At 67.3% G+C, this 25033-nt stretch carries 23 protein-coding genes and 2 pseudogenes; 18 read left to right on the top strand and 7 right to left on the bottom strand.

What is annotated here, in order from left to right; translation table 11 throughout:
• The first annotated feature begins 1048 nt into the window (after nucleotides 1-1048).
• The 5 genes and pseudogenes from MYF83_RS38925 to MYF83_RS38945 all read left to right on the top strand — a co-directional run.
• On the top strand, nucleotides 1049-3118 hold the full coding sequence (locus tag MYF83_RS38925; RefSeq protein ID WP_248965830.1) for an AAA family ATPase: 2070 nt from the start codon (nucleotides 1049-1051) through the stop codon (nucleotides 3116-3118).
• Nucleotides 3115-4308, top strand: coding sequence for an McrC family protein (locus MYF83_RS38930; protein WP_248965831.1), 1194 nt, complete (start codon nucleotides 3115-3117; stop codon nucleotides 4306-4308). Before MYF83_RS38925 ends, MYF83_RS38930 begins: the two co-directional genes overlap by 4 nt.
• A 271-nt stretch (nucleotides 4309-4579) precedes the next feature.
• Nucleotides 4580-4948, top strand: coding sequence for a hypothetical protein (locus MYF83_RS38935; RefSeq protein ID WP_248965832.1), 369 nt, complete (start codon nucleotides 4580-4582; stop codon nucleotides 4946-4948).
• Nucleotides 4949-5424: 476 nt separating this feature from the next.
• Complete coding sequence (locus tag MYF83_RS38940) at nucleotides 5425-6342, top strand: hypothetical protein (protein WP_248965833.1); 918 nt, start codon at nucleotides 5425-5427, stop codon at nucleotides 6340-6342.
• 106 nt (nucleotides 6343-6448) lie between these two features.
• Nucleotides 6449-6789 (top strand): annotated as a pseudogene (locus MYF83_RS38945) (transposase); the annotation flags it as partial.
• A 1361-nt stretch (nucleotides 6790-8150) separates the two neighbouring features.
• Here MYF83_RS38945 and MYF83_RS38950 read toward each other — a convergent pair.
• The 3 genes from MYF83_RS38950 to MYF83_RS38960 form a co-directional block, all read right to left on the bottom strand.
• On the bottom strand, nucleotides 8151-8708 hold the full coding sequence (locus MYF83_RS38950) for a dihydrofolate reductase family protein (protein WP_248965834.1): 558 nt from the start codon (nucleotides 8706-8708) through the stop codon (nucleotides 8151-8153).
• A gap of 195 nt (nucleotides 8709-8903) precedes the next feature.
• Nucleotides 8904-9425: a hypothetical protein gene (locus tag MYF83_RS38955; RefSeq protein WP_248965835.1), complete on the bottom strand. Its 522-nt coding sequence runs from the start codon at nucleotides 9423-9425 to the stop codon at nucleotides 8904-8906.
• Nucleotides 9426-9637: 212 nt separating this feature from the next.
• Nucleotides 9638-11365, bottom strand: coding sequence for a recombinase family protein (locus MYF83_RS38960; protein ID WP_308201574.1), 1728 nt, complete (start codon nucleotides 11363-11365; stop codon nucleotides 9638-9640).
• A 502-nt stretch (nucleotides 11366-11867) separates the two neighbouring features.
• Between MYF83_RS38960 and MYF83_RS38965 the strand changes: the two genes are divergently transcribed.
• From MYF83_RS38965 to MYF83_RS39010, 10 genes are all read left to right on the top strand, one after another.
• Nucleotides 11868-13550, top strand: a complete 1683-nt coding sequence (locus tag MYF83_RS38965) for a nitrite/sulfite reductase (protein ID WP_248965837.1) — start codon at nucleotides 11868-11870, stop codon at nucleotides 13548-13550.
• Between the two features lie 79 nt (nucleotides 13551-13629).
• The gene (locus MYF83_RS38970; RefSeq protein WP_184616917.1) at nucleotides 13630-13773 is read left to right on the top strand and encodes an Insertion element protein; all 144 of its coding nucleotides are present in this window, start codon (nucleotides 13630-13632) and stop codon (nucleotides 13771-13773) included.
• Between the two features lie 76 nt (nucleotides 13774-13849).
• On the top strand, nucleotides 13850-14578 hold the full coding sequence (locus MYF83_RS38975) for a phosphoadenylyl-sulfate reductase (protein ID WP_248965838.1): 729 nt from the start codon (nucleotides 13850-13852) through the stop codon (nucleotides 14576-14578).
• A gap of 199 nt (nucleotides 14579-14777) precedes the next feature.
• Nucleotides 14778-15605, top strand: coding sequence for a sirohydrochlorin chelatase (locus MYF83_RS38980; RefSeq protein ID WP_248965839.1), 828 nt, complete (start codon nucleotides 14778-14780; stop codon nucleotides 15603-15605).
• A gap of 212 nt (nucleotides 15606-15817) precedes the next feature.
• Nucleotides 15818-16051 carry a hypothetical protein gene (locus MYF83_RS38985; protein WP_248965840.1) on the top strand — a complete coding sequence of 78 codons (234 nt, stop codon included), beginning with the start codon at nucleotides 15818-15820 and terminating at the stop codon, nucleotides 16049-16051.
• A gap of 50 nt (nucleotides 16052-16101) precedes the next feature.
• Complete coding sequence (gene frdA, locus MYF83_RS38990; protein ID WP_248965841.1) at nucleotides 16102-17853, top strand: fumarate reductase (quinol) flavoprotein subunit; 1752 nt, start codon at nucleotides 16102-16104, stop codon at nucleotides 17851-17853.
• Between the two features lie 5 nt (nucleotides 17854-17858).
• Nucleotides 17859-18602: a succinate dehydrogenase/fumarate reductase iron-sulfur subunit gene (locus MYF83_RS38995; RefSeq protein ID WP_248965842.1), complete on the top strand. Its 744-nt coding sequence runs from the start codon at nucleotides 17859-17861 to the stop codon at nucleotides 18600-18602.
• Entirely contained in the window at nucleotides 18599-19015 is a 417-nt protein-coding gene (locus MYF83_RS39000) for a fumarate reductase subunit C (RefSeq protein ID WP_248965843.1), read from the top strand. The genes MYF83_RS38995 and MYF83_RS39000 overlap by 4 nt, the downstream gene beginning before the upstream one ends.
• A gap of 18 nt (nucleotides 19016-19033) precedes the next feature.
• Nucleotides 19034-19372, top strand: coding sequence for a fumarate reductase subunit D (locus MYF83_RS39005; protein ID WP_248965844.1), 339 nt, complete (start codon nucleotides 19034-19036; stop codon nucleotides 19370-19372).
• Between the two features lie 159 nt (nucleotides 19373-19531).
• Nucleotides 19532-20299 (top strand): hypothetical protein, encoded by a 768-nt coding sequence (locus tag MYF83_RS39010; protein ID WP_248965845.1) that lies wholly within the window; start codon nucleotides 19532-19534, stop codon nucleotides 20297-20299.
• A 16-nt stretch (nucleotides 20300-20315) separates the two neighbouring features.
• On the opposite strand, the gene MYF83_RS39015 is transcribed toward MYF83_RS39010, so the two are convergent.
• Nucleotides 20316-20612, bottom strand: a complete 297-nt coding sequence (locus MYF83_RS39015) for a helix-turn-helix domain-containing protein (protein ID WP_248965846.1) — start codon at nucleotides 20610-20612, stop codon at nucleotides 20316-20318.
• A gap of 228 nt (nucleotides 20613-20840) precedes the next feature.
• On the opposite strand from MYF83_RS39015, the gene MYF83_RS39020 reads away from it, so the two are divergent.
• From MYF83_RS39020 to MYF83_RS39030, 3 genes and pseudogenes are all read left to right on the top strand, one after another.
• Nucleotides 20841-21752, top strand: coding sequence for an SPFH domain-containing protein (locus MYF83_RS39020; RefSeq protein ID WP_372500374.1), 912 nt, complete (start codon nucleotides 20841-20843; stop codon nucleotides 21750-21752).
• Nucleotides 21749-22027 carry a type II toxin-antitoxin system antitoxin gene (locus MYF83_RS39025; RefSeq protein ID WP_248965847.1) on the top strand — a complete coding sequence of 93 codons (279 nt, stop codon included), beginning with the start codon at nucleotides 21749-21751 and terminating at the stop codon, nucleotides 22025-22027. Before MYF83_RS39020 ends, MYF83_RS39025 begins: the two co-directional genes overlap by 4 nt.
• 3 nt (nucleotides 22028-22030) lie before the next feature.
• A pseudogene (locus tag MYF83_RS39030) lies at nucleotides 22031-22273 on the top strand (GPP34 family phosphoprotein); the annotation flags it as partial.
• Between the two features lie 70 nt (nucleotides 22274-22343).
• Here MYF83_RS39030 and MYF83_RS39035 read toward each other — a convergent pair.
• Genes MYF83_RS39035 through MYF83_RS39045 form a run of 3 tightly spaced genes read right to left on the bottom strand, consistent with a single transcriptional unit; the run spans nucleotide 22344 to nucleotide 25006 of the window.
• Nucleotides 22344-23198, bottom strand: coding sequence for a DUF1707 SHOCT-like domain-containing protein (locus MYF83_RS39035; RefSeq protein ID WP_248965848.1), 855 nt, complete (start codon nucleotides 23196-23198; stop codon nucleotides 22344-22346).
• A 57-nt stretch (nucleotides 23199-23255) separates the two neighbouring features.
• The gene (locus MYF83_RS39040; protein ID WP_248965849.1) at nucleotides 23256-24446 is read right to left on the bottom strand and encodes a maleylpyruvate isomerase family mycothiol-dependent enzyme; all 1191 of its coding nucleotides are present in this window, start codon (nucleotides 24444-24446) and stop codon (nucleotides 23256-23258) included.
• A gap of 2 nt (nucleotides 24447-24448) precedes the next feature.
• A complete protein-coding gene (locus tag MYF83_RS39045) occupies nucleotides 24449-25006 on the bottom strand; it encodes a sigma-70 family RNA polymerase sigma factor (protein WP_248965850.1) in 558 nt (185 codons plus the stop codon).
• Nucleotides 25007-25033: the final 27 nt, after the last annotated feature.

Genomic DNA, 25033 nt, shown 5'->3' on the forward strand with positions numbered 1-25033 from the left:
TCAAAAACCGCGACCTGGGCCGCGTGCCCGCGGCCGACCACAGCAACGACCAGTAACGATCAAGCGCAACGGAGGGGGGTCAGAATTCAGACGACGCCAGGGGGTCAGCATTCAGCCGTCGTTGACAGTTCGGCGTAGGCGAGGGAGCTGGCGGCCTTGGGTGGTCGATCTCTGGTCGGTTGCTCCAGGTGAGTAGCGGCAAAGTCGGCACCGATATCACAATGAGTGGCCATCAAATTACCAGGGGGGAATGGTCGTTAGTGCACCACGGCGTCAGGCGGGCCGTCCGGAGCTGGTCAGGGCGCGCAAGCGCCGGGGGTCTGAGCCAGTACGCGGCAGCGGAGGCGGTCGGAGAGTGGTCGACGACCTGGGCTCGCTGGGAACGCGGCGAACAGGACATCCGTGCCCGTTGTCGGGTTCGGATGGCCGCCGTGTTGGCGACGGCCCTACAGGCAAGACCCGACCAGGCCGGGGATCGGCACAGCGCGAGGCATGTCGAACGACTGCTCGGCGAGGCTGAGCGTACGCATGCTCAAGGAGCCGCTGACCGTGACCCGGCGTAGGTCGCCTTGCATGAGGAATCAGAGGGCAGCGGACTGTGCGGAAGTGGCTGTGACCGAACTCAGCGAATGCAGTCCTCGTTCTGCACAGTTCAATCGTGTGCATGCCGCTGAGGCGTACCTGGGGATGGGCGAGCTGGAGCAAGCCCTGGACTCCGCGCGGGCCGCGATCCCGATCACGAAGGCGCTGAGTTCGGCTCGCTCGGTATAGCGCCTCGTGACTTCGCCGGCCAGCTTGAGCCGTACGGCAAGACCGTGATGGTCCGCGAGTTCCGCGACCACCTGAACCGCGAGCTCGCGGCCTGACCACGCGGGAGCCGTAGCCAATCAGCGGGTTCCCGTGACCGCTGATGTCCTCCGTGGTGGGGCACCTCTGATGATGATCTCGGGTGATCGAAAAGAGCCAGACGCTGGAGGTCGATGCCGGGATGCCACCGGACATCCGATCGAGGGTGTAATGATCGGGCAGATTAGACGATCATCTAGTCATGGCATCGCGGATGGAGCTCACCCGGCAATTCTTGTTCGTGGCAGCCAAGCTTCTGGTCGAGCATCCCGATGGTCTGCCTACTTCTGAGCTGTGGCCCCTGATCATGGAGCGGCTGCCGGGGGCGGACGAGCAGTGGGATCTGGGCGGAACGAAGAGCAACACGCCGGAGCTTGCTCTCCGATGGAAGAGCGGTGGCCTGGTCAAATCCGGCTGGGTCACCAAGGCGCAGGGTCGCTGGCACCTGACCTCGTTCGGCCGTATGGCTCTCACCGACCATCCCGATGTTCCATCTTTCACCGCGGGGTCCGCCGCTGGATACCACTACTGGGAGCAGAACAAGGCGGGGTTCGAGGCGGCCAAGCGGTTGGCGGAAGCCGTACCGGAGGGAAGCTGGATCGCGGCCGACGACCTCGCCACCCAGACCGGCCTTGAGGTCACGCGCCTGGTGCAATGGCTCCAAGGTGAGCGACCCGAGGGCTGGCATCGGGTGTTGGATGCCGATGGCGCTGTTCCTGATGCCGCGCATGCCGATGAGCGGCTGCGGAAGAAGTGGTTGGGGCTGCTCGCCGAGGATGGCCTGCACGCCATGCTTGGTATGGCGCCACCGGACCGTCGGATCTCCGGTGCCGATCTGCATCAGCTGGTGATCGAGGATCTGGAGATCAGCGACGGCGCGGAGCGTCCGCGGCGGGCCTGGCTGGTGCGGGGGTCCAATGTGCACGGGGTCAACCTGGTGGAAGATTGGCTGGCCGAGGGTTACTGCTCGCTTCCCGCGTCCAAGCTGCGCGAGTTACCCGCCGAGGCGGCTCAGGAGACGATCCGAGCGGCCGTGGACGAGGACTACGCACATGGTTCGTACAACGATCGGTTGAAGAAGACCGCCGAGTTCCATGCGTTCCTGACGCGTATGCGTGAGGACGATCTGGTGCTCAGCAACGATGGCGGGAAGGTTTACCTGGGCCACCTCAAGGGCGGACCGGCGTTCCGGGCCAGTGTCGACAACCGGGCCAATCTGCAGCGGCCGGTGGAATGGCTGAACGCGGGATCTCCGCTTGACTTCGCCGACGACCTGCCGGACGAGATCTCGGCCAAGCTCGCCACCCAGCACGACGTGCTGGACCTGACGGAGTTCGTCGAAGAGCTTGAACGACTGATCGAACCGCAGCCTTCGGGGACGCCGATCACCCGGGAGATGGTGCTGCCGGACGTCAGCGCCGAGCTCGCCGAAGATCTGCTCATCGACCAGGAGTGGCTGCAGGAATGCGTTGAGTTGCTCCGCGATCGGCCTCAGATGATCTTCTACGGGCCCCCGGGGACGGGGAAGACCTATATAGCGCAGCACCTCGCGCAGTTCCTGGCCGGCGGCAAGCCGGAGAACGTCAAGCTCGTGCAGTTCCATCCGGCCTACTCCTACGAGGACTTCTTCGAGGGCTTCCGGCCCGTGCAGACCGCCGACGGTCAGGGCGTGGCGTTCAAGCCGCTGCCCGGCCCCCTGCTGCGGCTGGTGGACGCCGCCCGGCAGCGCCCCGAGGAGCCCTTTGTCCTTATCATCGATGAGATCAACCGGGGCAACCTCGCCAAGATCTTCGGCGAGCTCTACTTTTTGCTGGAGTATCGGAAGAAGGCTATCGACCTGCTCTACTCCTCGGCCGACGAGACCGGCACGCCGTTCACGCTGCCGGAGAACCTGATCATTCTCGGCACAATGAACACGGCCGACCGGTCGATCGCCTTGGTTGACGCGGCCATGCGACGCCGCTTCGCCTTCGTTGAGCTCCACCCGGAGGAGACCCCGACCCGGGATTTGCTGCGCCGGTGGCTTGTCCGCCATGAGTTCCCGGATGAGGCAGCCCGGCTGCTGGACGAGCTGAACGCCCGGATCGAGGACCGCGACTTCAAGATCGGTCCGTCGTATTTGATGCGCTCGGGGATCTATCAGGACCCGAAGGGGTTCGCACGGGTGTGGCGCACGCAGATCCTGCCGCTGCTCGAAGAGCACCACTACGGCGACGGTATCGAGGTGGCTGATCGCTACGGGCTGGATACGCTGCGGCGACGGCTCTCGTGATCCCTCTCGTCGAGGGCGGCCCGCCGCGCGAGTTCGAGCTGACGGCGGAGCAGGCGGCGGCCCTGGTGGCGGCGGGAGCCGTACGGATCGCTCCCGGGCCGCGCGCTGGGCTCTGGAGGATCCGCGACAACGGGTACGTCGGCGCCGCGACGATCGGCGGCATCGAGGTCCGGATCACGCCGAAGACGCCGATCGACCGGCTGCTTTTCCTCCTCGGCTATAGCCGGTCGGTGCGGGGCTGGCGGCAGGAGGAGGTCGACGCCGGCGAGCATCAGGAGCTGCTGCCCGCGCTCGCGCACGCCTTCGCCCGTGCTGCCCACCGGGCGCTGGGGCAGGGCGTTCTGCAGGGTTACCTCGAAATCGAGGAGGCGTCGCAGGTGGTCCGGGGGCGGATGCGCGAGGCGGACCAGATTCGGCGCAGGTATGGCCTGCCGCTGCCGGTCGAGGTGCGCTATGACGAGTTCACGGTGGACATTGCGGAGAACCGGCTCCTCCTGGCGGCCACGGCCCGGCTCCTGCGACTCCCTGGCCTCGCCGCCCCGACCCGGAAAATGCTGCGGCACGTGCTGGCACGGCTGGCAGGAGTGTCGGCGCTGGTGCCAGGCATGCCGCTGCCGGTGTGGCATGCCAGCCGACTGAACGCGCGCTACCACACCGCGCTGCGGCTCGCGGAGCTCGTGCTGCGCGGACGCTCCTACGAGCTTGACAACGGTACGGCGGCGCGGGTGGACGGGCTGCTGATCGAGGTGTGGCGGGTCTTCGAGGACTTCGTCACCGTCGCGCTGTCGGAGGCCTTCCGGCCGTACGAAGGGCGGACCGACCTGCAGGACCGGCGCCACCACCTCGACCACGGAAAGCGCGTGCCGCTCCGGCCCGACCTGGTTCGCTACACCATCGACCCGGACGGCGTTGAACGGCCCGCCGCCGTGGTGGATGCCAAGTACAAGGTCTCTACCGGCCCCGATGGGCACAACGGCGACCTCTACCAAATGCTCGCCTACTGCACCGTGCTCGGCCTCAGGAGCGGCCATCTCGTGTACGCCAAAGGGGACGTGGAGCCTTACCTGCACGTGGTGCGCCGAGCCGGGATCGAGATCACGCAGCACGCGCTCGATCTGACGTTGCCGCCTACGGAGCTGCTTGCCACCGTGGAAGGCCTGGCCGGATCAGTCATTCGATACGGTGCTTGAGTTTGTACCTGTTGATCCTCGGCGAACGCGAGGCCGTCCCCTGGGTGCTGCGGGGGCCACGGATGGCATTCCCGCCGACCAGCCGCAGCGAGGTGAACCGGCTCAAGGTCGGGGATGACATGTTCGTCCTCACGACCCGCGGCTGCTGGCACAACCCCCTCCAGAACCGTACGCGGGTGATCGGCATCGCGAGGGTCACATCGGACGTCGTCGCGTATGACGAGCCCGTCACGATCGCGGGCGCGACTTCACTCGCGGCTGCCAGATCAGCGTGGAGGCGCTCGCGCCCTACCTCTTCGGCGTTGACCTGGTGCCGCTTGTGCCGCTGTTGGACGTTTTCTCGGACAAGCGGTCCGGCGCATGGTCGATCCGCCTTCGCCGGCCCCTTATAGAGATCACGGGGTCCGACGCCGACCTGCTGAGGCGGAAGCTGGCTGCTGTCGCCGCGGCCCCGTCTGACGTTATCCCGGACTGCCTGGCGAATATTGTCGGTCGCACGATGTCCCAGCGGCAGTGGCACCCCCGCGATGGCCGAATCGTCGAGTTAGGGCTGCACTGCCGTGTCGATCCGATGGTGGGCAACAACGTCACGATTGCCATCGAAGCTGCCACCATCGAGGGGGCCTCACCTACTGGGTGATTGGGACCTCGTCCTGCTCACGAATCGCGACCTCCTGGACGTGCCCCAGGACCGAGAAATCGCGCCGATCGACGCGGTGACCTGCCTGTGGGCGCGCTACGAGGAGAATCACCAGGACTGGAGCGAGCCGCCCAGGGCGGTGAGCGACGAGAACGACCCTCTGCTCAACCTCGTCCACCTTTGTTCGCGATCAGCACGAACAGTACCCAGACGCTTCTCTCCATCACGATCTTGGCATCGCGCTTGCACATTACGCACTTTAAGGACAAGATGGCAGCGCCACGGGATCTGCGGAAGCACCCGGATCACCAGCGAAACCCCCATCTTTCATTGACTTCATCAGGTCGTACCGTTAGTCACATCCTTGGTGGGCTGACGTGCGTCCGCATCCCCGGAAGGGGGGCTGCGGCATGCCTGCCGCTACCCAAGACCGATACCTCGCCTTCTATGCTCAGACCACCCCCAGCAAGAGTCGCGTGTTCGTGCTCGTGGACCACGGTGAAGGCGTGCGTCTCGAAGCAGTAGCCACGTTCAATGAGGAGATAACTGCTACCTCCTTGGCGGACGCGCTCAACGGAGTCCTTCTCGATCGATACAACGCGATCGAGAAGGTCAACCAGCTGATTTCCTCTTCACCGGATAGCGTCAGGGCATCGGTGACGAGGATCCTTCCTGCTCTTCGAGAGATCTACGACAAGAGCCCACGGGACACTCGTGTCGCTGCGATCCTCCACGAGGTCGGTCGGCCCGCATTCGGCTCCTTCCCTGTTTCCAACTGCACTGGCAACTGCGGGTGCGAGGACGGCTGCCGTGACGACTGTCAGTCCTGTGACGCGTGCGAAAATGGAGACTGCGAGGAGTGCCTCGCCCCTTACATGACTCCGCGCACCGCCTTCATGCTGCATGCGGCTGCCGAGATACTCAGCGATCAGTCCTACGACCTGGCCGAGGAACTCGCGGAGGGCTCATTCGACGACACAGAGGAGGGCTCTTCCTGGCCGCTCCCTGACGTCGTCGTAAAGCTCGGCCCCAAATTCTCTCGCGAGATGGCGCGATCGTTCGAGGACATTGCGAGAGACCTGGAGGAGGGACGTCTGCCTTTCCCGACTTGCCTCTCTGAGGAGATCGCCCTCTATCGGTCTATCAAGTACGCCAAGCATCTGGCTGAAGACGAGAATTCTTTCGAGGAGGAACTCGAGGAGCTGCCGAAGTCCTACTACGACTTCGACTGGATCTGGCTTGAGGAGATCTTCTTCGAAGATCTCGATTTCCTCGAACTTTTTGGCCCAGAAGACAAGAAAATTTTCGCTCCAAAGAACCTGAGGAACCTCCATTACTGGTTCGGGCCGTTCGGAATTCGGAAGCGGGATCGGTATCGCGGCTTTGGACGCTGACCCGCGTCAATGACTGCCAGTAGGTAGAAATGTGGGGATCGGGGAGACTGGCGAGTATACGAAGATGGCAGTCGCTTCCATCGTGTGGGTGCCCGTAACTCGGCCACCGCGCCGACACCGCTACCCGGGCCGCCGCCCGGCCTCCGACCGGACTGCGCTGGCGGGCATCGTCTACGTGGTGCGCAAGGGCGTGAGCTGGTATGACGTTCCCACTCAGGTGGTGAGCTGCTCGGGCGTGACCGCCTGGCGTCGGCTGCGAGACTGGACCGAAGCGGGCATGTGGCCGCTGCTTGGCCGCTGCTGCACGAGGTCCTGCTGGCCGAGTTCCGCGGAGCAGGCCGGCTGGAGATGGACGACGCGGTGATCGACGGTTCCCACGTCCGAGCGCCCTCCGAGGGGCGCTTACGAAGAAGTAAGAAGTCGGAAGCCTCGCCTCTGGCAGAAGGTACAAAAGCAAGAAGCCCCTACCGGGATTCGGTAGGGGCCTCGTGGGGGTGGGGGTCGACAACGGCCGCGGCAGGCTCTCAGTGCCTCTAGCGGTCCCCAGGCGCTTGGGGGGCCGGGGAGGCCCTGAAAACGCCTCTACGGTGAGACACCACGGCCTCCAGGGACATTCCTGCGTCAAGACTTCCACCATCCTGGATTCGCGGCGAACCAGTCGTGCTGCTTCAAAGAAGGCGCACCGATCTCGGGAAAGGTCCGCCTTTGTCCGGCCCGAGATGGCCGCCGAGATATACCCTCGCTTGGCTACGGTGAAATTGCCGTCGGTCATTTCCCAGGCGTCGAGCAGTCGCAGCGAGCGTTTCGTGAAGCCGTATCGCTCCCAGTCCTCTTCGGAGCCATCAGGGCGGTTCTGGGGCCTCCTGGAGACCAAGGTGGGGCCCTCGGTTACCACCTTCGTCACATGAGGCCTCAGCCGCGTCCTGGGGGGACGCCCGAGGCCACCAGGGAGGCCACAGCGAAGCATGTGGGCCACAGCACTCCCGGGCCTTGCCCAGGAAAGTTCGTTGACCCTGGCACTGAGAGCACTGCTTGTACGAGCGCTCTCGGGTCTTGAGGTAGTTGACCCGCGCCGCCTTGGTGTGGGCCTTGGAGCAGCAGGACGGGTAGCGGCCCCACCCCTTGGGATGGGTGAAGCTGCGCCCGCACGGCTGGTACTGGCACCGGAGGTTCACCTCCGGGCCTGCAATTCGGCCGGCTGTGCCCGCTGGCCTGGTCGGGGTGGGTGCTGTTGTTCTCTGTGCTGATGGATGGCTCCTGGTAGAGGGTCGGTGGACCGGCCTATAGATGCGAGTGGCCCCGGCCTTGGGAGACCGGGGCTCACGAAGTGCGGAATGTAAAGAAGTCCGGGACGTCCCCGAGGACGTGCGGTAGGAGTTCCTAAGAGGTGATAGGAGAAAGGGCAGCCCGTAAGCTGCCCCGTCTGGAGTACCTAGGGTGGTTGCCCTCTCCGGACTCCTGGCTCTGAGCTTGAGGCTCAGAGCTTCCCCCTTCACCCTTTCTCCTTCGCTCTTTGAGCTCCGTTCTCCTAACTCCTAACTTCAAACTTAGTGCCCGTCTGAGCGGGCGATCGGCGGCGGTTAACGGCATGGTTAACCGCCTTACTGTCCCGTCCGAGTAGAGGTGGCGGACACGGGACGTGCTGACCAGCGCTCCGCCAACTGAATGCGGACGGTCCGGGGTCGAACCGTCCAGGTTTAGTTGGCGGATTCTGTGATCACTGCTGTCGGATTCGTCGGTGGATGCGGGAGACGGTGCTGTCGAGGGATAGCCATCACAGCCTCCGTGTGGACTGGCGGGCCGCAGGGTTAGCGGTGCCGGCGGTACTGCAGCCCGACGATCCCGTTGCTGAACGGGGTGGTGGACACCAGGTCGAGCTGGTACGACTTGGGAACGTCGTCGAACAGCCGGGTACCCTCGCCCGCGACGTAGGGGTGCAAGTCCACGTTGAACTGGTCGATCAGGTCGAGCCGCATGAGCGACCGCCAGAAGCTGACGCCGCCCCAGACCACGATGTGGCCGTCGCCGCCTCGCCTGAGCTTGTCGATCTCTTCTGTCGTGTCACCGGCGGCGATGGTGGTGTTGGCCCACTCGGTCGTCTTCAGAGTCCGGGAGAAGACGACCTTGCGCGCGGCGTTCATGACGTCGGAGAACGGGTGGTTGGCCGTCGGCAAGGCTCCGGCAATGCCCTCGTAGGCGGAGCGGCCCATGATGTGCGCGTACGCGCTCTTGTAAAGGTCGAGTTTCTGCTCCAGTTCCGCCTGGTCGGTGGGCAGGCCGAAGCAGAACTGCCAGTACTCGGTGTCCTCGTCGGCGAGAAGGCCGTCGAGCGAGTACATGGACGCCCACGCAATCAGCTTCCGCATGATCAGAACTTCATGGTCTCGGGTCGTCTGGGGACCGTGCTTTCCAGGGGAACGTGTCTGTCCCGGGCCGCAGCGCTCGCGTGGCCGCGGCCCGAACCCAGCCAACTTTAGTGAGACCCGGGCCAGCTCGCGTGAGACAGGACACTAAACGTGGACGCCGACAAATCACACGACATGATCACGTGGACAGTACACTTACCGTGCGGGAGCCCAAGGATCGTCGTCCTCCTCAAGCGGCGAGGGATCTGCTGGCATGACCGGGGGTTGCGGCGCTGCTGGTGCCCGCTTGCCGGTGTCAATGACGGTGATCACGCGTCCCTTGGGGTCCGTGTTCGCGGCTAGATCCTCGTAGGCGTCCCGTAGCCGCTCGGGCAGCGACATGTGCACCTTGGGGGCGCGTCGGTGGTTGCCCGCCTGCGTGAACACTCCCGCGTGCAGGAGCGCCCGCAGGGACGCGCTCAACTTGTGATCGTTGGTCCCGTATCCCAGCTTCTGAGCGATCGTGCTCATCCCGACGTTGCAGTAGCCCGCTTGCCCGTTAATGTGCCGCACCAGGGCGAACCCCAGCAGAAGCGCCTTGCGTCGCTGCTCTGGGGTGTTGCCCAGGACATCCCCGGCGAGGAAGCCGCCAGGGCCGAACTCGTCGTACAGCATCCGCTCGAACATGATCTTCACGTCATACTCAGCCGACAGCAGACGCCGAGGCTCGACCAGCATGCCGCCGCCTCGGCTTGGGTCCTGCCTCTCGCCAGGAACCGCTACATCCGCTACAGGCGCTGCAAGATCTTCGGACATGGAGGTTCCTAGGGCTGTGAGCTGGGGAGATGCGAGCACATCAGCCGAAGAGGTATCAGATACACCCAGTTTGGTGCAAATCGGGTAAAGGTACAGGAAACCCCCGGCCATGATTTCAGGCCGGGGGCTGAGACCTACTTGACTTGCTTGGCTACCCCTGCGGGCTCCTCGTTTATCTCCTGGTTGGCCAGGTCTTCATGGGCCAAGGCTCCGGTCTTGGTAGGGAGATCCGGAGTGCCGTCTACGACGCGGCGCAACTCTTCGACCGGAGCACCCGCTGCCTTGGCTACGAGTTCATCCAAGATCCCAAATTGGAAGTGGAAGAACGACTCTCCCTGTCGACTCCGCGCCGGAGGGTCAACTGCTGGGGGCTCGTAGATCACTACTGGCACAGCCGCCGGGTCCGATGCGTCTACCCAGGCCCGGCCTCCCGGCATGACCTTGACGTAGTTCGCAAATACTCCAGATGCCCTGAGGAATCCGTTTCTCTCGGTCGTATTCAACTCATCCCAGTACTTTCCCCAGGTCTCCCCAGAGGGTATCCACTCGGACCGGGGCGGAAGTACCGGCATCGTTTCTAGTTCTGCGATTCGGGCATCCAACGCATCGAGACTGCGCTGTGCGGCTCCACGGCCTGCTGATGATCGTGCGGTAACCAACTGAGTCGATACGGCTTCGTAGTTGGAGAGAAGTTCCTGGAGCTCTTCCCGATGGTCCTCTCCCGGTAGCCGAAGCTCGATCAGCCGGGGTATATCTCCGATGAGCGCAAGAAGCGCGCCAACGAATCCCTCCTCAACCGCATCAGCCTGAACCGCGCGATTGCCGCACTTGAACAGACGCCCGGATGCGCACTTGTAATAGCGCTCTCCGCGTCCGTTGTTCGTCTCGTACATCGGCTGACCGCAGATACCACAGAACAGGACGCGAAGCAGGAGCGAACCGTTGGATCGGCTACCGGACTTCTTCATGGTCCGGGCACTCAAGGTCTCCTGTAGCCTCTCCCAGGTCTCACGGGAGATCAGCGGTTCGCCCTTGAGGACTGGCAGTCCGCTCTCGTCTCGAACGATCTCCTCGGGTCCACGGCCCTTACCGCCCTTGAACGTCTGCTGACCCAAGAGGTTCCGAGAGCGGAGGATCTCGGTAAGGCCCGCTGGGTTCCAGTCGCGGAGAATCATCGGCGGATGCCATTTGCCGTTCCGGATACGCTGGAGATCCTTAGCCGTGGGGATGCCTCGCAGCGTGAGGTCACGCGCCAGCGCACGAATGGAGTAACCCGCGAGAACCTGATCCACAACCTGTTGGATGATCGGCCCATAAACCGGATCGTGAACGAGACGCCATCCATCGTTCGTTTTGACGGGCATGTAACCGAGGGGCACCGATCCACCGTCCCAGCGGCCCACCCTTCGCATGAATGCCTTGGCACCCGTGGTTCGGTCCGAGATGGACTGTGACTCCATCTGCGCCGCGAAGGCGAAGATGAGCATGGTGAGTTCGGAAATCGAGTTGGACATGTCGAACTCGATAGGCCCGCCCCCAGGACCTTCCGCGAAAAGCAACCTCTTCTTGTTATCCTTGGCCCACCGGGCGAGAATCGCCATATCTGTCATGGACCGGACGGCGCGGTCCTGACGCCACCAGATCACGACGTCGAACTCATGTGCCCGGTTGTTGAGCCACGGCCCAAGCTTGGGACGCTCGAAGGGGGTCGTCTTGCTGGCGGAGACATCAAGATCTTCCGCCACACCGATCACGGTCATGCAGCGCCGCTGCGCTTCGGCCTTGGTGGACGCTAGCTGTCGCTCTGGGCTGGTGGTTTCGTCCGTCATGACGGATAGCCGGATGGCTAGAAGCGCTCGCACCTGACTCTGTTCCTCTCACGATCGCCGCAGAGCATATGCGCTGACCTGCGGTGATATGGGTTTCGGTCGTGATGGGAATCTGTTAGGTGCGACTGCCAGCACCGACCCGCCGACGAGCCCCGGGAGAGCCCGCTGGGCTGGGTCCGCGAGAGTTAGCCCCGGATACGGGTGACCCCTGCGTGGTGCCGGGTCACCCCAGGCGAACCGGGCACGGCATCCCAAAGTGTGGACCGACATTGGACATCAGGCACGAGAGAGGTATCGTTTGGGGCATGCCAGCGGACCCGCTTCTCGTCGTGCGACGCCACGTCGACTTCCTGCGTGTCCGCAGTGCCATCTGTAGTGACGCCCGTTGACCGTCGCCCCCTGTTGACTCTTGCCAGCACGGGCGCGTGACAGGCGTCCTTTTTCATGCCCTCGTAACTCAGGCCCCTGAGACGAGCGGCGGCCTGCTCACGGGCGTCCGTGTGACCTGATGACCATTCTCGGCAAAGGACGCCCCATGACCAGCCCGCCCCGGCCTGCCAGCCGCCACCACAAGCGCCCGCGAGGCGAAGGCCAGTGGGCTCTCGGTTACCGCGAGCCGCTCAACAAGAACGAGGAGAACAAGAGGAACGACGACGGGCTCAACGTCCGTCAGCGGATCATCGACGTCTACTCCAAGCGGGGCTTCGACTCGATCGACCCCGCCGACCTGCGGGGCCGGTTCCGCTGGTACGGCCTCTACACCCAGCGCAAGCCCGGCATCGACGGCGGCAAGACCGCGATCCTCGAGCCTGAGGAGCTCGACGACCGCTACTTCATGCTCCGCGTGCGCATCGACGGCGGGCAGCTCGACCTGGCGCAGCTCCGCACGATCGCCGAGATCGCCAACACCTACGCCAGGGGCACCGCCGACGTCACCGACCGGCAGAACATCCAGCTCCACTGGATCGAGGTCGAGTCGGTGCCGGCGATCTGGGAGGCCCTGGAGGCCGTCGGGCTGTCGACGACGGAGGCCTGCGGCGACACCCCGCGCGTCATGCTCGGCTGCCCGCTGGCCGGCATCGACGCCGAAGAGGTGCTCGACGCGACCCCGCAGATCGAGGACACCGTCGCGCGCTACATCGGCGACAAGGAGTTCTCCAACCTTCCCCGCAAGTTCAAGTCGGCGATGAGCGGCTGCCCGGCGCACTGCACGGTGCACGAGATCAACGACATCGCGTTCGTCGGGGTCGTCGACGAGCACGGCGAGAAGGGCTTCGACCTGTGGGTGGGCGGCGGCCTGTCCACCAACCCGATGCTGGCCAAGCGGCTCGGCACGTTCGTCCGTCCCGATCAGGTGCACGAGGTCTGGGCCGGGGTGATCGGCATCTTCCGCGACTACGGCTACCGCCGGCTCCGGCACCGCGCCCGCATCAAGTTCCTGATCAACGACTGGGGCGCCGAGCGGTTCCGCGAGGTGCTGGAGAAGGAGTACCTCGGCTACACCCTGCCCGACGGGCCCGCGCCCGAGCAGCCGCGCGGCGGCCGCCGCGACCACGTCGGCGTGCACCGGCAGAAGGACGGCAACTTCTACGTCGGCTTCGCCCCCAAGGTCGGGCGGCTGGACGGGGACAAGCTCCACCTGATCGCCGACATCGCCGAGCGGTACGGCTCGGGCCGCGTCCGCACCACGGTCGAGCAGAAGATGGTCATCCTGGACATCGCGCCCGACAAGGTGGAGGGCATCGTGGCCGACCTGGAGGCCGCCGACCTCCAGGTGAACCCGAGCACGTTCCGCCGCCAGACGATGGCCTGCACCGGCATCGAGTTCTGCAAGCTCGCGATCGTCGAGACCAAGGGGCTGGCCTCCGGCCTCATCGACGAGCTGGAGCGGCGCCTCCCCGGGTTCGAGGAGCCGCTGACGATCAACGTCAACGGCTGCCCGAACTCCTGCGCCCGCATCCAGACCGCCGACATCGGCCTGAAGGGCCAGCTCGTGACCGACGCGAGCGGCAACCAGGTCGAGGGCTTCCAGATCCACCTCGGCGGGTCGCTCGGAGTGACCCCCGGCTTCGGCCGCAAGGTCCGCGGGCTCAAGGCGACGGCCACGGAGCTTCCGGACTACATCGAGCGTGTTCTGAAGAACTACCAGAGTCAGAAGAACGACGGGGAGACCTTCGCCGACTGGGTGCAGCGCGCCGAGGAGGCGGACCTCAAGTGAGGACCGGCCACCGCCTCGGCGCCGGGCACGGCCCGAGTGCCGGGCCCCGCGCAGGCGCCGGGCAGGACGGGAGGCGGCCGTGAGCGAGCGCGCGGTCCCGTTCCACTGCCCGTACTGCGGCGAGGAGGACCTCGAACCCTACGAGGGCGACGGCGGCTGGTACTGCCGGTCGTGCGCCCGCGCCTTCAAGCTGAAATTCCTCGGCATCGGCGTGCGTTCATGATCGGCGGCGAGCCACAGGCGTCCCCACGCCCGGCGGCCCCCGCACACTTTGAAGAACGAGGAGTAGTGAGCGAGTCATGACACTGGTGGAGATCGAAACCACTCTGGAACGCCAGCGCGGCGTGCTCGACCTGCGCAGCATCGTCGACTCGGCGGCCGAGTTCCTCGAGGAGGCCTCCGCCCGCGAGATCATCCGCTGGGCCGCGGCCACCTTCGGCGACCGGCTCTGTCTCACCTCCTCGATGAGCGACGCCCTTCTGATCGACCTGGTGAGCAGGGTGAAGCCCGGTGTCGACGTGCTGTTCATCGACACCGGTTACCACTTCGCCGAGACCATCGGCACCCGTGACGCCGTCCAGCAGGTGTACGACGTCAACGTGATCAACGTGCGGCCGTCGCGGACCGTCGAGGAGCAGGACCGCGAGCTCGGCCCGCGCCTCAACGGGCGCAACCCCGACCTGTGCTGCTACCTGCGCAAGGTGGAGCCGCTGAACCGCGCGCTCGAGCCCTACCTGGCGTGGCTCTCCGGCATCCGGCGCGACGAGTCGCCGACCCGGGCGACCACCAAGGTCGTGGAGTGGGACGCCAAGCGCCAGATGGTCAAGGTGAACCCGATCGCCCGCTGGACGCAGGACGACGTCGACAACTACATGGCCGACAACGGCGTGCTCATCAACCCGCTGCACTACGACGGGTTCCCCTCGATCGGCTGCGCCCCCTGCACCCGTCGCGTCGCCCCCGGCGAGGACCCCCGCAGCGGCCGCTGGGCCGGCCTGGGCAAGACCGAATGCGGCATTCACCTCTGACCACCTCCGGGACCCGCGTCCGGTCCGCCCCCAGGACCGGCCGGCCCCCGTCCGGGACCCGCCACCGACGCGGCCACTCGTCCCAGACCCGCCACCGACTCAGCCCACGAGGCCCGTTCTGAACTCCGTCCAAGGCCCGCTTCGGAGCTCTCTCCAAGCCCGGCACCCGATCTCCCTCCCAGGGCGCCTCCCGCCGCTGGTGGCGGTGGCGCACGGGTCCCGCGACCCGCGCGCCTCCGCCACGGTGGAGGCCCTTCTGGAGCAGGTGCGCCGGGCCCGTCCGGGGCTCGCCGTCCACGCCGCCTACCTCGACCATTCCCGCCCCTCGCTCCGTGAGGCGCTGGCCCCCCTGGACGAGGCCGTGGTGCTGCCCCTGCTGCTCACCGAGGCCTACCACAGCCGCGTCGACATCCCCGCCGCGCTGCGCGAGGAGCGCGCGAGCCGCACGCCTCTCCCCGCTGGGCATGGGCGGAGCGGCGAGGACCGTACGCCGCTGCGCGTGCAACAGGGGGCCGCCCTCGGCCCGCATCCCCTGCTGATCACGGCTCTGGAGCGGCGGCTCGCGGAGGCCGGCGTGGAGATCGGCGATCCCGACACCGCCGTGGTGCTGGTGTCCGCGGGTTCCAGCGACCGGCGGGCCAACGCGGTGATCGCCGGCATGGCCCGCGACTGGGCACGCGTGCGCGGATGGTGGTCCGTGACCGCCGCCTACGCCTCCGCGGCCTCCCCCACGCCCAAGGATGCAGTGCTCGCGCTCCTGGACGGCGGCACGGGACCCCACGGCACGGGACCCGGGGCGGCGGGCGTCAGCGGTAGGCGCCGCGCGCCCCGCGTCGTGGTCGCGCCCTACTTGCTCGCCTCCGGCCACTTCGCCGGCAGAGTCGGCAAGAGCACCCTGGAGGCGGGCGCCCTCGCGGTCGCCGACCCTTTGGGCCCAGCTCCCGAGTTGGTCACCGTCCTACTCGAACGCTACGAGCAAGCCGTACGGGCGTTCCGGGCCGGCGCGCCCGCCTCCGCGGACGCCTGACAGCGCTCTCCTCTCGCGTGTGGCCACCCGTCTTGGGAATCTTGATCGCGAGGTCTTTCCCCAGCGTCCAGCGGGTGAGACGCTGGGGATATACAGGACAAAACGGACACGCTCGTGGGGTGGGCCGGAACCGCGGCTCAGGTTCACCGTGACGCGCGGAGCCTGGCACTCCCGGCTGTCCATGGCCTGAGCCGTCTGCAGGGGAGCGGACGATGGTTGGTACGAGGACTCGTTTCACAGGTGAGAAGGCTCCGTGCGGGAAGACCGTGGACGGCGAGCACTACCTGGACGACGACGAACAGGGCCTGGTCATCAGGGACGAGTACTTTTCCTGCGGCTGCCGCAGGATCCGTCATGAATATCACGACGGCAGCATCCAGGTGACGGCCGTCCGGCACGACGGGAAGATCGTCCGGGATGAGGTGGGTGCGGACCATGGGTCCTGACCCGGCGCACAGAGCTGAGGACGGTATCGCCCAGGAGTTGGTTGCGCGGTATGACGCTTTCGCATGACGTTCTGATCGTGGGCGGCGGTGGCGCGGGAGTGCGCGCCGCGATCGCCGTCGCGGAGGACGATCCGCGGCTGAGCGTGGCGATCGTCTCCAAGGTGTATCCGATGCGCAGCCACACGGTCTCGGCCGAGGGTGGGGCCGCGGGGGTCATCCGGTCCGATGACAGCCTCGACGAGCACGCCTACGACACCGTCTCCGGCGGGGAATGGCTGTGCGCCCAGGACGCCGTCGAGGCCTTCGTCAAGGAGGCGCCCGAGGAGTTGCTCCGGCTGGAGCATTGGGGCTGCCCGTGGAGCCGCGAGCCCGACGGACGCGTGGCCGTACGACCGTTCGGTGGAATGAAGAAGATGCGCACGTGGTTCGCCGCCGACAAGACGGGCTTCCACCTGCTCCACACGCTGTTCCAGACTTCCCTCCGATACGAACGCATCGCCCGCTACGACGAGTGGTACGTGACGAAGTTGCTCGTCGACGACGGCCGGGTGGCCGGCGTCGTCGCCATCGAGCTCATGTCGGGCCGGATCGAGGCCATCACCGCCAAGGCGGTCATCCTGTGCACGGGCGGGTGCGGCCAGGTCTACCCGTTCACGACCAACGCCGCCATCAAGACCGGCGACGGCATGGGCCTGGCTTACCGGGCGGGTGCTCCGCTCAAGGACATGGAGTTCGTTCAGTACCACCCGACCGGCCTGCCTTTCACGGGCATCCTCATCACCGAGGCGGCTCGGGCCGAGGGCGGCTGGTTGATCAACAAGGATGGCCACCGCTATCTGCAGGACTACGATCTCGGCACCCCCTCACCCAAGCCCGTGCTGCGCAGCATGGAGCTGGGGCCACGTGACCGCCTGTCGCAGGCGTTCGTCAAGGAGGTCGAGAAGGGCCGGACCGTCGACACGCCGTACGGGCCTGTCGTGCACCTGGACCTGCGTCACCTCGGAGAGAAGGTCATCGACGCCAGGCTTCCCTTCGTGCGGGAGCTCTGCCGGAGTTACGAGAACATCGACCCGGTCCGCGAACTGATCCCGGTACGGCCGGTCGTGCACTACATGATGGGCGGGATCCATACCGACATCCACGGCGCCACTCCCCTTCCGGGGCTGTTCGCCGCCGGCGAGGCCGCCTGCGTCAGCGTCAACGGGGCGAACCGCCTCGGTTCCAACTCGCTGCCCGAACTGCTCGTGTTCGGCGCCCGTGCCGGGCGAGCCGCCGCCTCGTTCGCCTCGGGTGCGCAAGGCGCCGGCACCACCGCACGGCCGGCGGTACGGGCGCTGGTGGAGGACGAGCGGCGGCGACTGGAACGCGACCTGCTCCACCGCGACGACGGGAAGGAACCGATCTCCGCCATCCGCGAGGAGATGCGGGCGACCATGGAGGAGAGCACGGGGATCTACCGGTCCGGGAGCGCGCTGGCCAAGGCCGCCGACAGGCTGGGCGTCCTGCAGGAGCGGTTCCGCTCCGCCCGCCTCGAGGACCGCAGCCGGACCTTCAACACCGAGCTGGTCGCCGCTCTCGAGCTGTCGTTCATGCTGGACGTGGCCGAAAGCATCGTTCACTGTGCGTTGCTGCGCGAGGAGTCGCGTGGAGCGCACCAGCGCGTCGACTTCCCCGCCCGCGACGACCACAGGTTCCTCGCCAACTCGCTGATCTACCGCGACGCCGATGGGGCACGGCGGGTGGAGTATCCGCCGGTGACGATCACCCGGTGGCCCCCAGGGGAGCGGGTCTACGGGAGGTAACGCTCATGGCGGATCGCATCACCCTGCGGGTGACCCGCTACCGGCCGGAGAGCGACACCGAGCCGGCGGCGCGAGAGTACGAGATACCGCTGCGCAAGGAGTGGTCGGTCCTCGATGGCCTGAACCACATCAAGGACCACCTGGACGGCACGCTCTCCTACCGCTGGTCCTGCCGGATGGGCGTCTGCGGAAGCTGCGGCATGACCGTCGACGGCGAGCCGAAGCTGACCTGTGCCACCTTCCTTTCGGACCATGCGCCGGGACCGGTACGCGTCGAGCCGCTGTCCAACTTCCCCGTCGTGCGCGATCTCGTTGTGGACATCGGCGACTTCATGCGCAAGCTGCCGCGGGTCAAACCCTGGCTCATCCGCTCGGAGCAGGAAGCACCGGCCGAGGGAGAGTACCCCCAGCTGCCGGCGGAGCGTGCGGAGTACGAGCAGTTCAGCATGTGCATCAACTGCATGCTCTGTTACGCCGCCTGCCCCGTTTACGCGCTCGACCAGGAGTTCCTCGGCCCTGCGGCCATCGCTCTCGCCCAGCGCTACAACCTCGACTCGCGTGACCGGGGCGCCTCGGAGCGGATGGATGTCCTATCGGAGGCCGAAGGCATTTGGGCCTGCACTTTCGTGGGCGAGTGCAGCGCGGTCTGCCCGAAGGACGTCGATCCGGCAGGTTCCATCCAGCGCTACAAGTTCACGGCGGCCATGGAGTCGCTCAAGACCTTGCTTCTGCCGCGAGGGATGCGATGAGCGAGAAGTCCCAGTACACGCAGTTCCACCCTCGGTGGTACCGGCGTCGCGTACCGGTCTTCTGGTGGCTGCGGCGCCCCTCGTATCTGCTGTTCGTGCTCCGCGAGCTGAGCAGCGTTTTCGTGGCGTGGTTCGTGGTGTTCCTGTTGCTGCTGGTGAACGCGGTCGCTGAGGGGCCGGAGGATTACCGGAGGTTCCAGGACTGGAGCGCCACACCGGGGATGCTCCTGCTGAACGTGGTCGCGCTGTGCTTCATCCTGCTCCACGCCGTCACCTGGCTGTTCACGCTCTCGCCGCACGCGATGGTCGTGCGGCTGCGCGGCAGGCGCCTGCCGCCCGCCCTGATCGGCGTGGGCAACCTCGTGGCTTGGATGCTCGCATCGGCGCTCGTGGCTTTTCTGATCCTGGGGTGAACGATGGCCAGGCGTCCGATGGAACCGTTCCTGTGGCTGCTGTTCAGCGCCGGCGGCGTGCTGTCGGCGCTGCTGATCCCGGCCATGCTGTTCCTTTTCGGCGTCGCGTTCCCGCTGGGCTGGGTGTCGCCGCCCGGCCATGCACATCTGTCCGCCGTGCTGGGCCACCCGGTCACGCGTGTCGTTCTTCTTGGCCTCTGCGTGCTGGCGCTCTTCCACTGGGCTCACCGCTTCCGCTACGCCCTATCTGACGGGCTACAGCTCAAGCACCTCGATAGGGCGATCAACCTGTTCTGCTACGGCGGAGCGTTGGCCGGGTCCGCAGTGGCTGGCTATCTCCTACTGGCGGCCTGGTGAGATCTGCGACATCGAAGATGCTGCGACATCGAAGATGTCGCGACGTCGACCGGGCCGGGCTGGTCGCCGCCGAGTTGGTGCCATGTGGGAGAAACGCGCTGGTTGATCCGCCATTCGCATGGGACCATGGTCGCTATGTGTCTATGAGAGGCGGCTGCCATGGTGGACGGGGCCGCGGGTTACGGCCTGACATTCTTACTGGCCATCGCCTCAGCGACCGTATTCCTCGTCCTGCGGTGTCAGCGCCTTGGCCGGCCGTTCGGGCCGAGCAGTCGATGGCTGGCCGTGGTGGTGATCGTCCTCACAGCACTGGCCACGACCGCTGTGGCCCTGGTGATGACAGGGCTGAGCGACAAGCTTCACGCGCTCGTCGGCATCGTCGCGCCGAGTGGACTCTGGCTGGGATATATGCGCCAGCGCCAGGACGGGCGCCGGTCGCTCGCACAAGAAGTGCTCACATTCTGGCTCGCCTCACTCCTGGAGCGGCTCCACCAGACGATGGCGGAAGATCGCGCGATCTGGTGCGAGCGTCGGGTGGACGAGACCTGGAGCGTGCACCAGCTGAGCATGGCCTCAGAGCACTACCACGAACGCATTCGCCAGCGGCTGTCGGTGGAGGAGCGGCGCAGGGAACGTGTCCAGGCCCGGTTGCAGGCGATAGAACGGCGGCTGGACGTCGCAGCGCTCATCGAGGACGGCGCGAGCAAGTCGAAGGTGGTAGCCGCACTCGGCGGCTCTTCGGTCACCAGAACGGTCCGCTACCAGCGCTATCTCAACGACTTCGCCCGGCTGCAGGGAGTGCTCGTCCATGATGCGGAGCGCGAGCTGATCCGCCTGCTCGAATCGGCGTATCGGTGCGGGCTGCGGTCACTCGCGCGCTACGACCCGGTCGTGCTCGAGTTGACGAAGGCACGGTCGCATCCGTGAACGGCGGCACGCGCCATCATCCACCGTGGATGTCAGCGGATGCCTCGAACCCGTTCAGGCTGAACTCGAACCGGGTGCCGAGCGCGTCCAGGACCGCGCTGACCGTGCGCAACGTGAGATTCTCGTCCCCGGACAGGATCTGGCTCACCCTCCCTGGGGACACGCCCATGAGGGCGGCGAGGTCGGCACGGGAGATCTTGTGCTGACGCATGTACCACGTGATCTCGTCGGTGATCTCCTGGGCGAGCCCGCCGGGCTCCGCCGACAGGCGCTCCTCGAGGGCGGACCGGTCCGCCTGACGTCGTAGGGCCATTGCCAGCTCGCTCTCGTCCGGTCGTCTCCGCTGGCTCAACATTAGCTCTACCTAAACCTTTAGTCAAGCCTAAAGGCGCGGCGTGCTCCGCTCGGCCTCGGCGAGATCGGCCACGCCAGGATGTCCGGCACGTCCCCAGCCGGGCCGGCACTAGAGGGGGCTTGCAAAGTGATATCACTTTGCTATGGTTTTGCCATAGGACGACCCCCCGGAGGAACGGTGGCACAGATGGAGAAGATCGAAGACGTCGCGGTGGAGATGCCGGCGGCGAAGGTGAGCGAGCGGCGGCCGCGGGACGTGTCGGGCTGGCCCGTGCTGGGGCTGTGCCTGCTGGTGATCGCGGCGGGCGCCGTCCTTATCTTCCAGGGCGACCCGCAGGACTTCCCCGGCCTGGCGGGCGTGGGAGTGCTGGTCGCGGTCATCGGGCTCCTGCCGCTCACCAGCCTGATGGCGATCGCGCCCGGCGAGGCCAGGGTCGTGCAGCTCCTCGGCCGCTACCTCGGCACGGTCCGCGCCGACGGCCTGCGGTGGGTGATCCCCTTCACCCAGCGCCGGCGGATCTCGACCAGGATCCGCAACCACGAGACCGACGTCGCCAAGGTCAACGACGTCGACGGCAACCCGATCGAGATGGCGGCGGTCGTGGTGTGGCAAGTCGAGGACACGGCGAAGGCCGTGTTCGAGGTGGACGACTTCGTGGAGTTCGTCGCCATCCAGACCGAGACGGCGGTCCGGCACATCGCGGGCAACTACCCCTACGACTCCCACGACGACGACCAGCTGTCGCTGCGCGACAACGCCGACGAGATCACCGGCAAGCTGTCGGCCGAGATCGCCGCGCGGGTCTCCTCGGCCGGGGTGCGGGTCATCGAGTCGCGCATCACCCGCCTCTCCTACGCACCCGAGATCGCCCAGGCCATGCTCCGGCGCCAGCAGGCCGGCGCGATCGTCGCCGCCCGCAAGCAGATCGTCGAGGGCGCGGTCGGCATGGTCGAGGCCGCCCTGCACCGGCTGGACGCCGCCGACGTCGTCGACCTCGACGACGAGCGCAAGGCGACCATGGTCAGCAACCTGCTGGTCGTGCTCTGCGGGGACAAGGACGTGCAGCCGGTCGTGAACACCGGCTCCCTGTACCAGTGAGCGAACGCAAGAAGATTTTGCTGCGGCTGGACCCAGCCGTCCATGACGCGATCGCGCGGTGGGCGGGCGATCAGCTCCGCAGCACGAACGCCCAGATCGAGTTCCTCCTCCGCCGGGCGCTGGCGGAGGCGGGCCGGCTCCCCGGCGACGTCGGCGGCATGCCCCGGCGTGGCCGTCCCCCGAAGGACGCCCGCGAGAGCCGCACCGCGGAGGACGTCGAGGCGTCCGGCCGGCCCGAGGAAGGGCGGCCTGTGAACGACGACGGAGAGGAGTGACCGGTGAACCTGCCCGAATCCCTGCCCCAGCGGCTCTACCTGCTGGCCTACGACATCGAGCGGCAGCGGCCGACCGCGCGCTGGCAGCTCGGCTACGTGCTGCGCGCCGGCATTCTGGCCGAGTTGCTGCTGCGAGGCGACCTCGCCGACGCGACCGGCGGCCCGGTCGCGAAGACGCCGGCGGTGGCCGGCGATCCCCTGCTGGACGCCGCGCTCCAGCAGATCGCCGCCTCCCGGCGGCGCACCTGGCAGCGCCTGCCGCGGCGGGGCTACGGCGGCGGGTACGGGAGCGGGCCTACGGGTACGGGGGGCGCGCCTACGGGTACGGGGGCGCGGGGGGAGGCGGGGGCGTCGGCCCGCCGCGCCTCACGTCCCTTCGGGCCTGGCGCAGCTGGTTCCGCTGCTCCCGCAACGCGTCGCGCTGGTCGCGGTGCGCGTCGTGCAGGCTGCGGTGCAGCTCGTGCCGCTCGTCCCGGATGGCGCGCAGGTGCTCGCGGTGCGCCTCCTGCATCTCGGCCCGCCTCTCGCCCAGCCACTGGCTCCAGGCGAACCGCTCGCGCTTGATGGGCTTGGCCCGGGAGTCGCCGATGACCTTGACGTCCCCCATGACGACGTACGCGCGGACCCTGACCACCGGGACGTTCTGCCCGGGCGGCGCCTCGAGGACGTCGACCCGCTTGTCCCCCATGATCGCCATACCGCTCAGGTCGACGTCCACGCCGTCGGGAACGATGATCTTGACGTCGCCCATCACGGCGGTGGCGACGATGTCGACCTCGTTCGAGCGGACCTCCGCCTCCCGCAGGTCGATCGTCACGTCACCCATCACCGCGACCGCGCCGATCTCCTGGTCGACCCGCCACTTGCCGCGCCGCTTGGTGTCGCCCATCACCGCGACGTACCAGCGCCGGGCCTTGCCGGTGCGCGTGACGGCAGGGGCTGGCCCGCTCGCGGCGAACGGCCGTGGCGCGACGTCGTGGGAGGGTCCGGCGCCGGGCAGGTCGGCGGTGATCTGGGCCAGCTCGGCGTGGGTGGCGGCCAAGTAGGCGGCCTCCGTGCGCTCGGTCAGCTCCGACAGGGTCAGGCGGCCCTCGACCGACGCCTCCCTGAGCTGCTCCACCACGGCCTCGCGCTCGGCGTCCGAGGCGCGCATACCACCCGGATCGTTCATGCCATGAATCTAGCGCGGCGCCGGGGCCGCTCCGATCCTCCGAAAGGAGGAAAACACTTACGGACCCGACAGCGCGGGGGCGGAGTGGAGCACGTCACGGGCCAGACCGGCGTCCCCTTCCACCTCCGCCGGGAAGGTCGCGGGGGCGCCGCGGCCGCCGAGCAGGAAGCAGAAGGCGACGGCGTCGCAGGTGATCGCGGCGTCGGCGGGCGAGCCGTCGTCCGGCACGGCGGTCCGCGCGACGTCGAGCGGAACGTGCCAGGCGCCTCCGCCCGGACCGGTCAGCGTGAGCCGTATCGCGCGGCCCCCGCCGTCGGTCCCGGAGAGCAGCATCGTCCACGGGAGCAGCCGCGCGCAGAAGTCGGCCGTCGGGTGGATGTGGGCTGCCAGCGGAAGGGGAAGGCTGTGGCCGATCACCGTGGCCGCGTCGTCGGCGTGGATCCAGGTCTCCAGCATCCGGGCGAGCAGGTGGTCGGAGACGGCGAAGCTCATCCCTCCGGGGGCGACCGGCGTGGCGGGGTCCATCGAGGCCGCGTGCCGGCAGATCGCGTCGGCCTGGGCGCGCCAGTCGGCGCGGGTGCGCTCGGGCGGCTGGCCGGCCACGAAGGCGAGCATGTCGGCGGTGCGGGCCAGGACCTCGCCGGCGACCGGCTCCGGACCCGCGACCGGAGCGCCGATCGCGGCGGCGACCAGGCTGTCGGTGGCGGCGAGGTGGGCGACGAGCTGCTGCAGCGTCCAGCCCTCGACGATCTCCTGGAGCCAGTCCTCGGGCGTCGCGGAGGCGAGCAGGGCGTCCATGGCGGCGACGCGCGCCGCGTACGGGGCGGCGAACCCCGTGGTGGCGGCGGGACGGCGAACGGAGCGCGTGACCGTCAAGAGCCGCGCCAGCGCGCCCGGTGGCGGCTCGGCGGCGGCCTCGATCAGCGCGTCGAGGCTCAGCCGCGCGACCGGGTCGGACACGCCGGGCAGGTCGGGCGTGGTGCGAGCGAACACCGCCGACTCCGACATATCCGATATGTCCGACACGCGGGACGCGCCCGGACTGCCGGAGTGGCCGGAGTGGCCGGAGTGGTCAGGGTGGTCGGGGTGGCCGGGCTGGTCGGGGTGGCCCGCGTCGCCGGAGGAGGTCGTCGTGGGGAGAGCCGAGGGGGCCAGGGTGTCGCCGTCGCCGGAGGAGGGCGTCGAGGGGAACGTGGGGATGGCCGAGGGGTCCGGGGTGTCGTCGGCGGGGCCGGTGCGGTGGTCCACCGTCACACCTCCTTCTCGGCGAGCTCGTCGGCGAGCCTTCGAAGACCCAGGCGGATCCGCGACTTGACGGTTCCCTCAGGCAGCCCGAGATCCTCGGCCGTCTGACGGTAGGTACGGCCACGGTAGTACGCGAGTTCGATGGCCTCTCGCACCTCGCTCGGAAGCCTGCTGACGGCGAGCCGCACGCGCGCGGCCTCGTCGGCGGCGAGCACCCAGTCTTCCATCGGGCTCGGCTCGGGATCGGCCAGCCGGGGGGCGAGCGCCCGGACGCGGTGGCGCTCCTCGGTGCGCACGTGGTCGACGGCCCGCCGGTGCGCGATGGTCGCGAGCCACGAGCGCAGCGACCCCCGGTCGGGATCGAAGGCGAGCGGGCGTTCCCAGAAGGTGACGAACACCTCCTGGACGATGTCCTCGGCGACGACCCGGTCGCGGGTGACCCGCAGGGCCAGGCCCAGTACCAGCGGATACAGCCGGTCGTGCACCTCGCCCAGGGCGCTCTCGTCCCCGCCGACGACACGCTGATGCAGCAGCCGGTCGTCGGTCGTTCCAGGCGCCTCCACCGGCCCCACCCTCCTCGGTCAGCGACC

This window comes from Sphaerisporangium perillae (assembly GCF_023276435.1).
Lineage (GTDB): Bacteria > Actinomycetota > Actinomycetes > Streptosporangiales > Streptosporangiaceae > Sphaerisporangium > Sphaerisporangium perillae.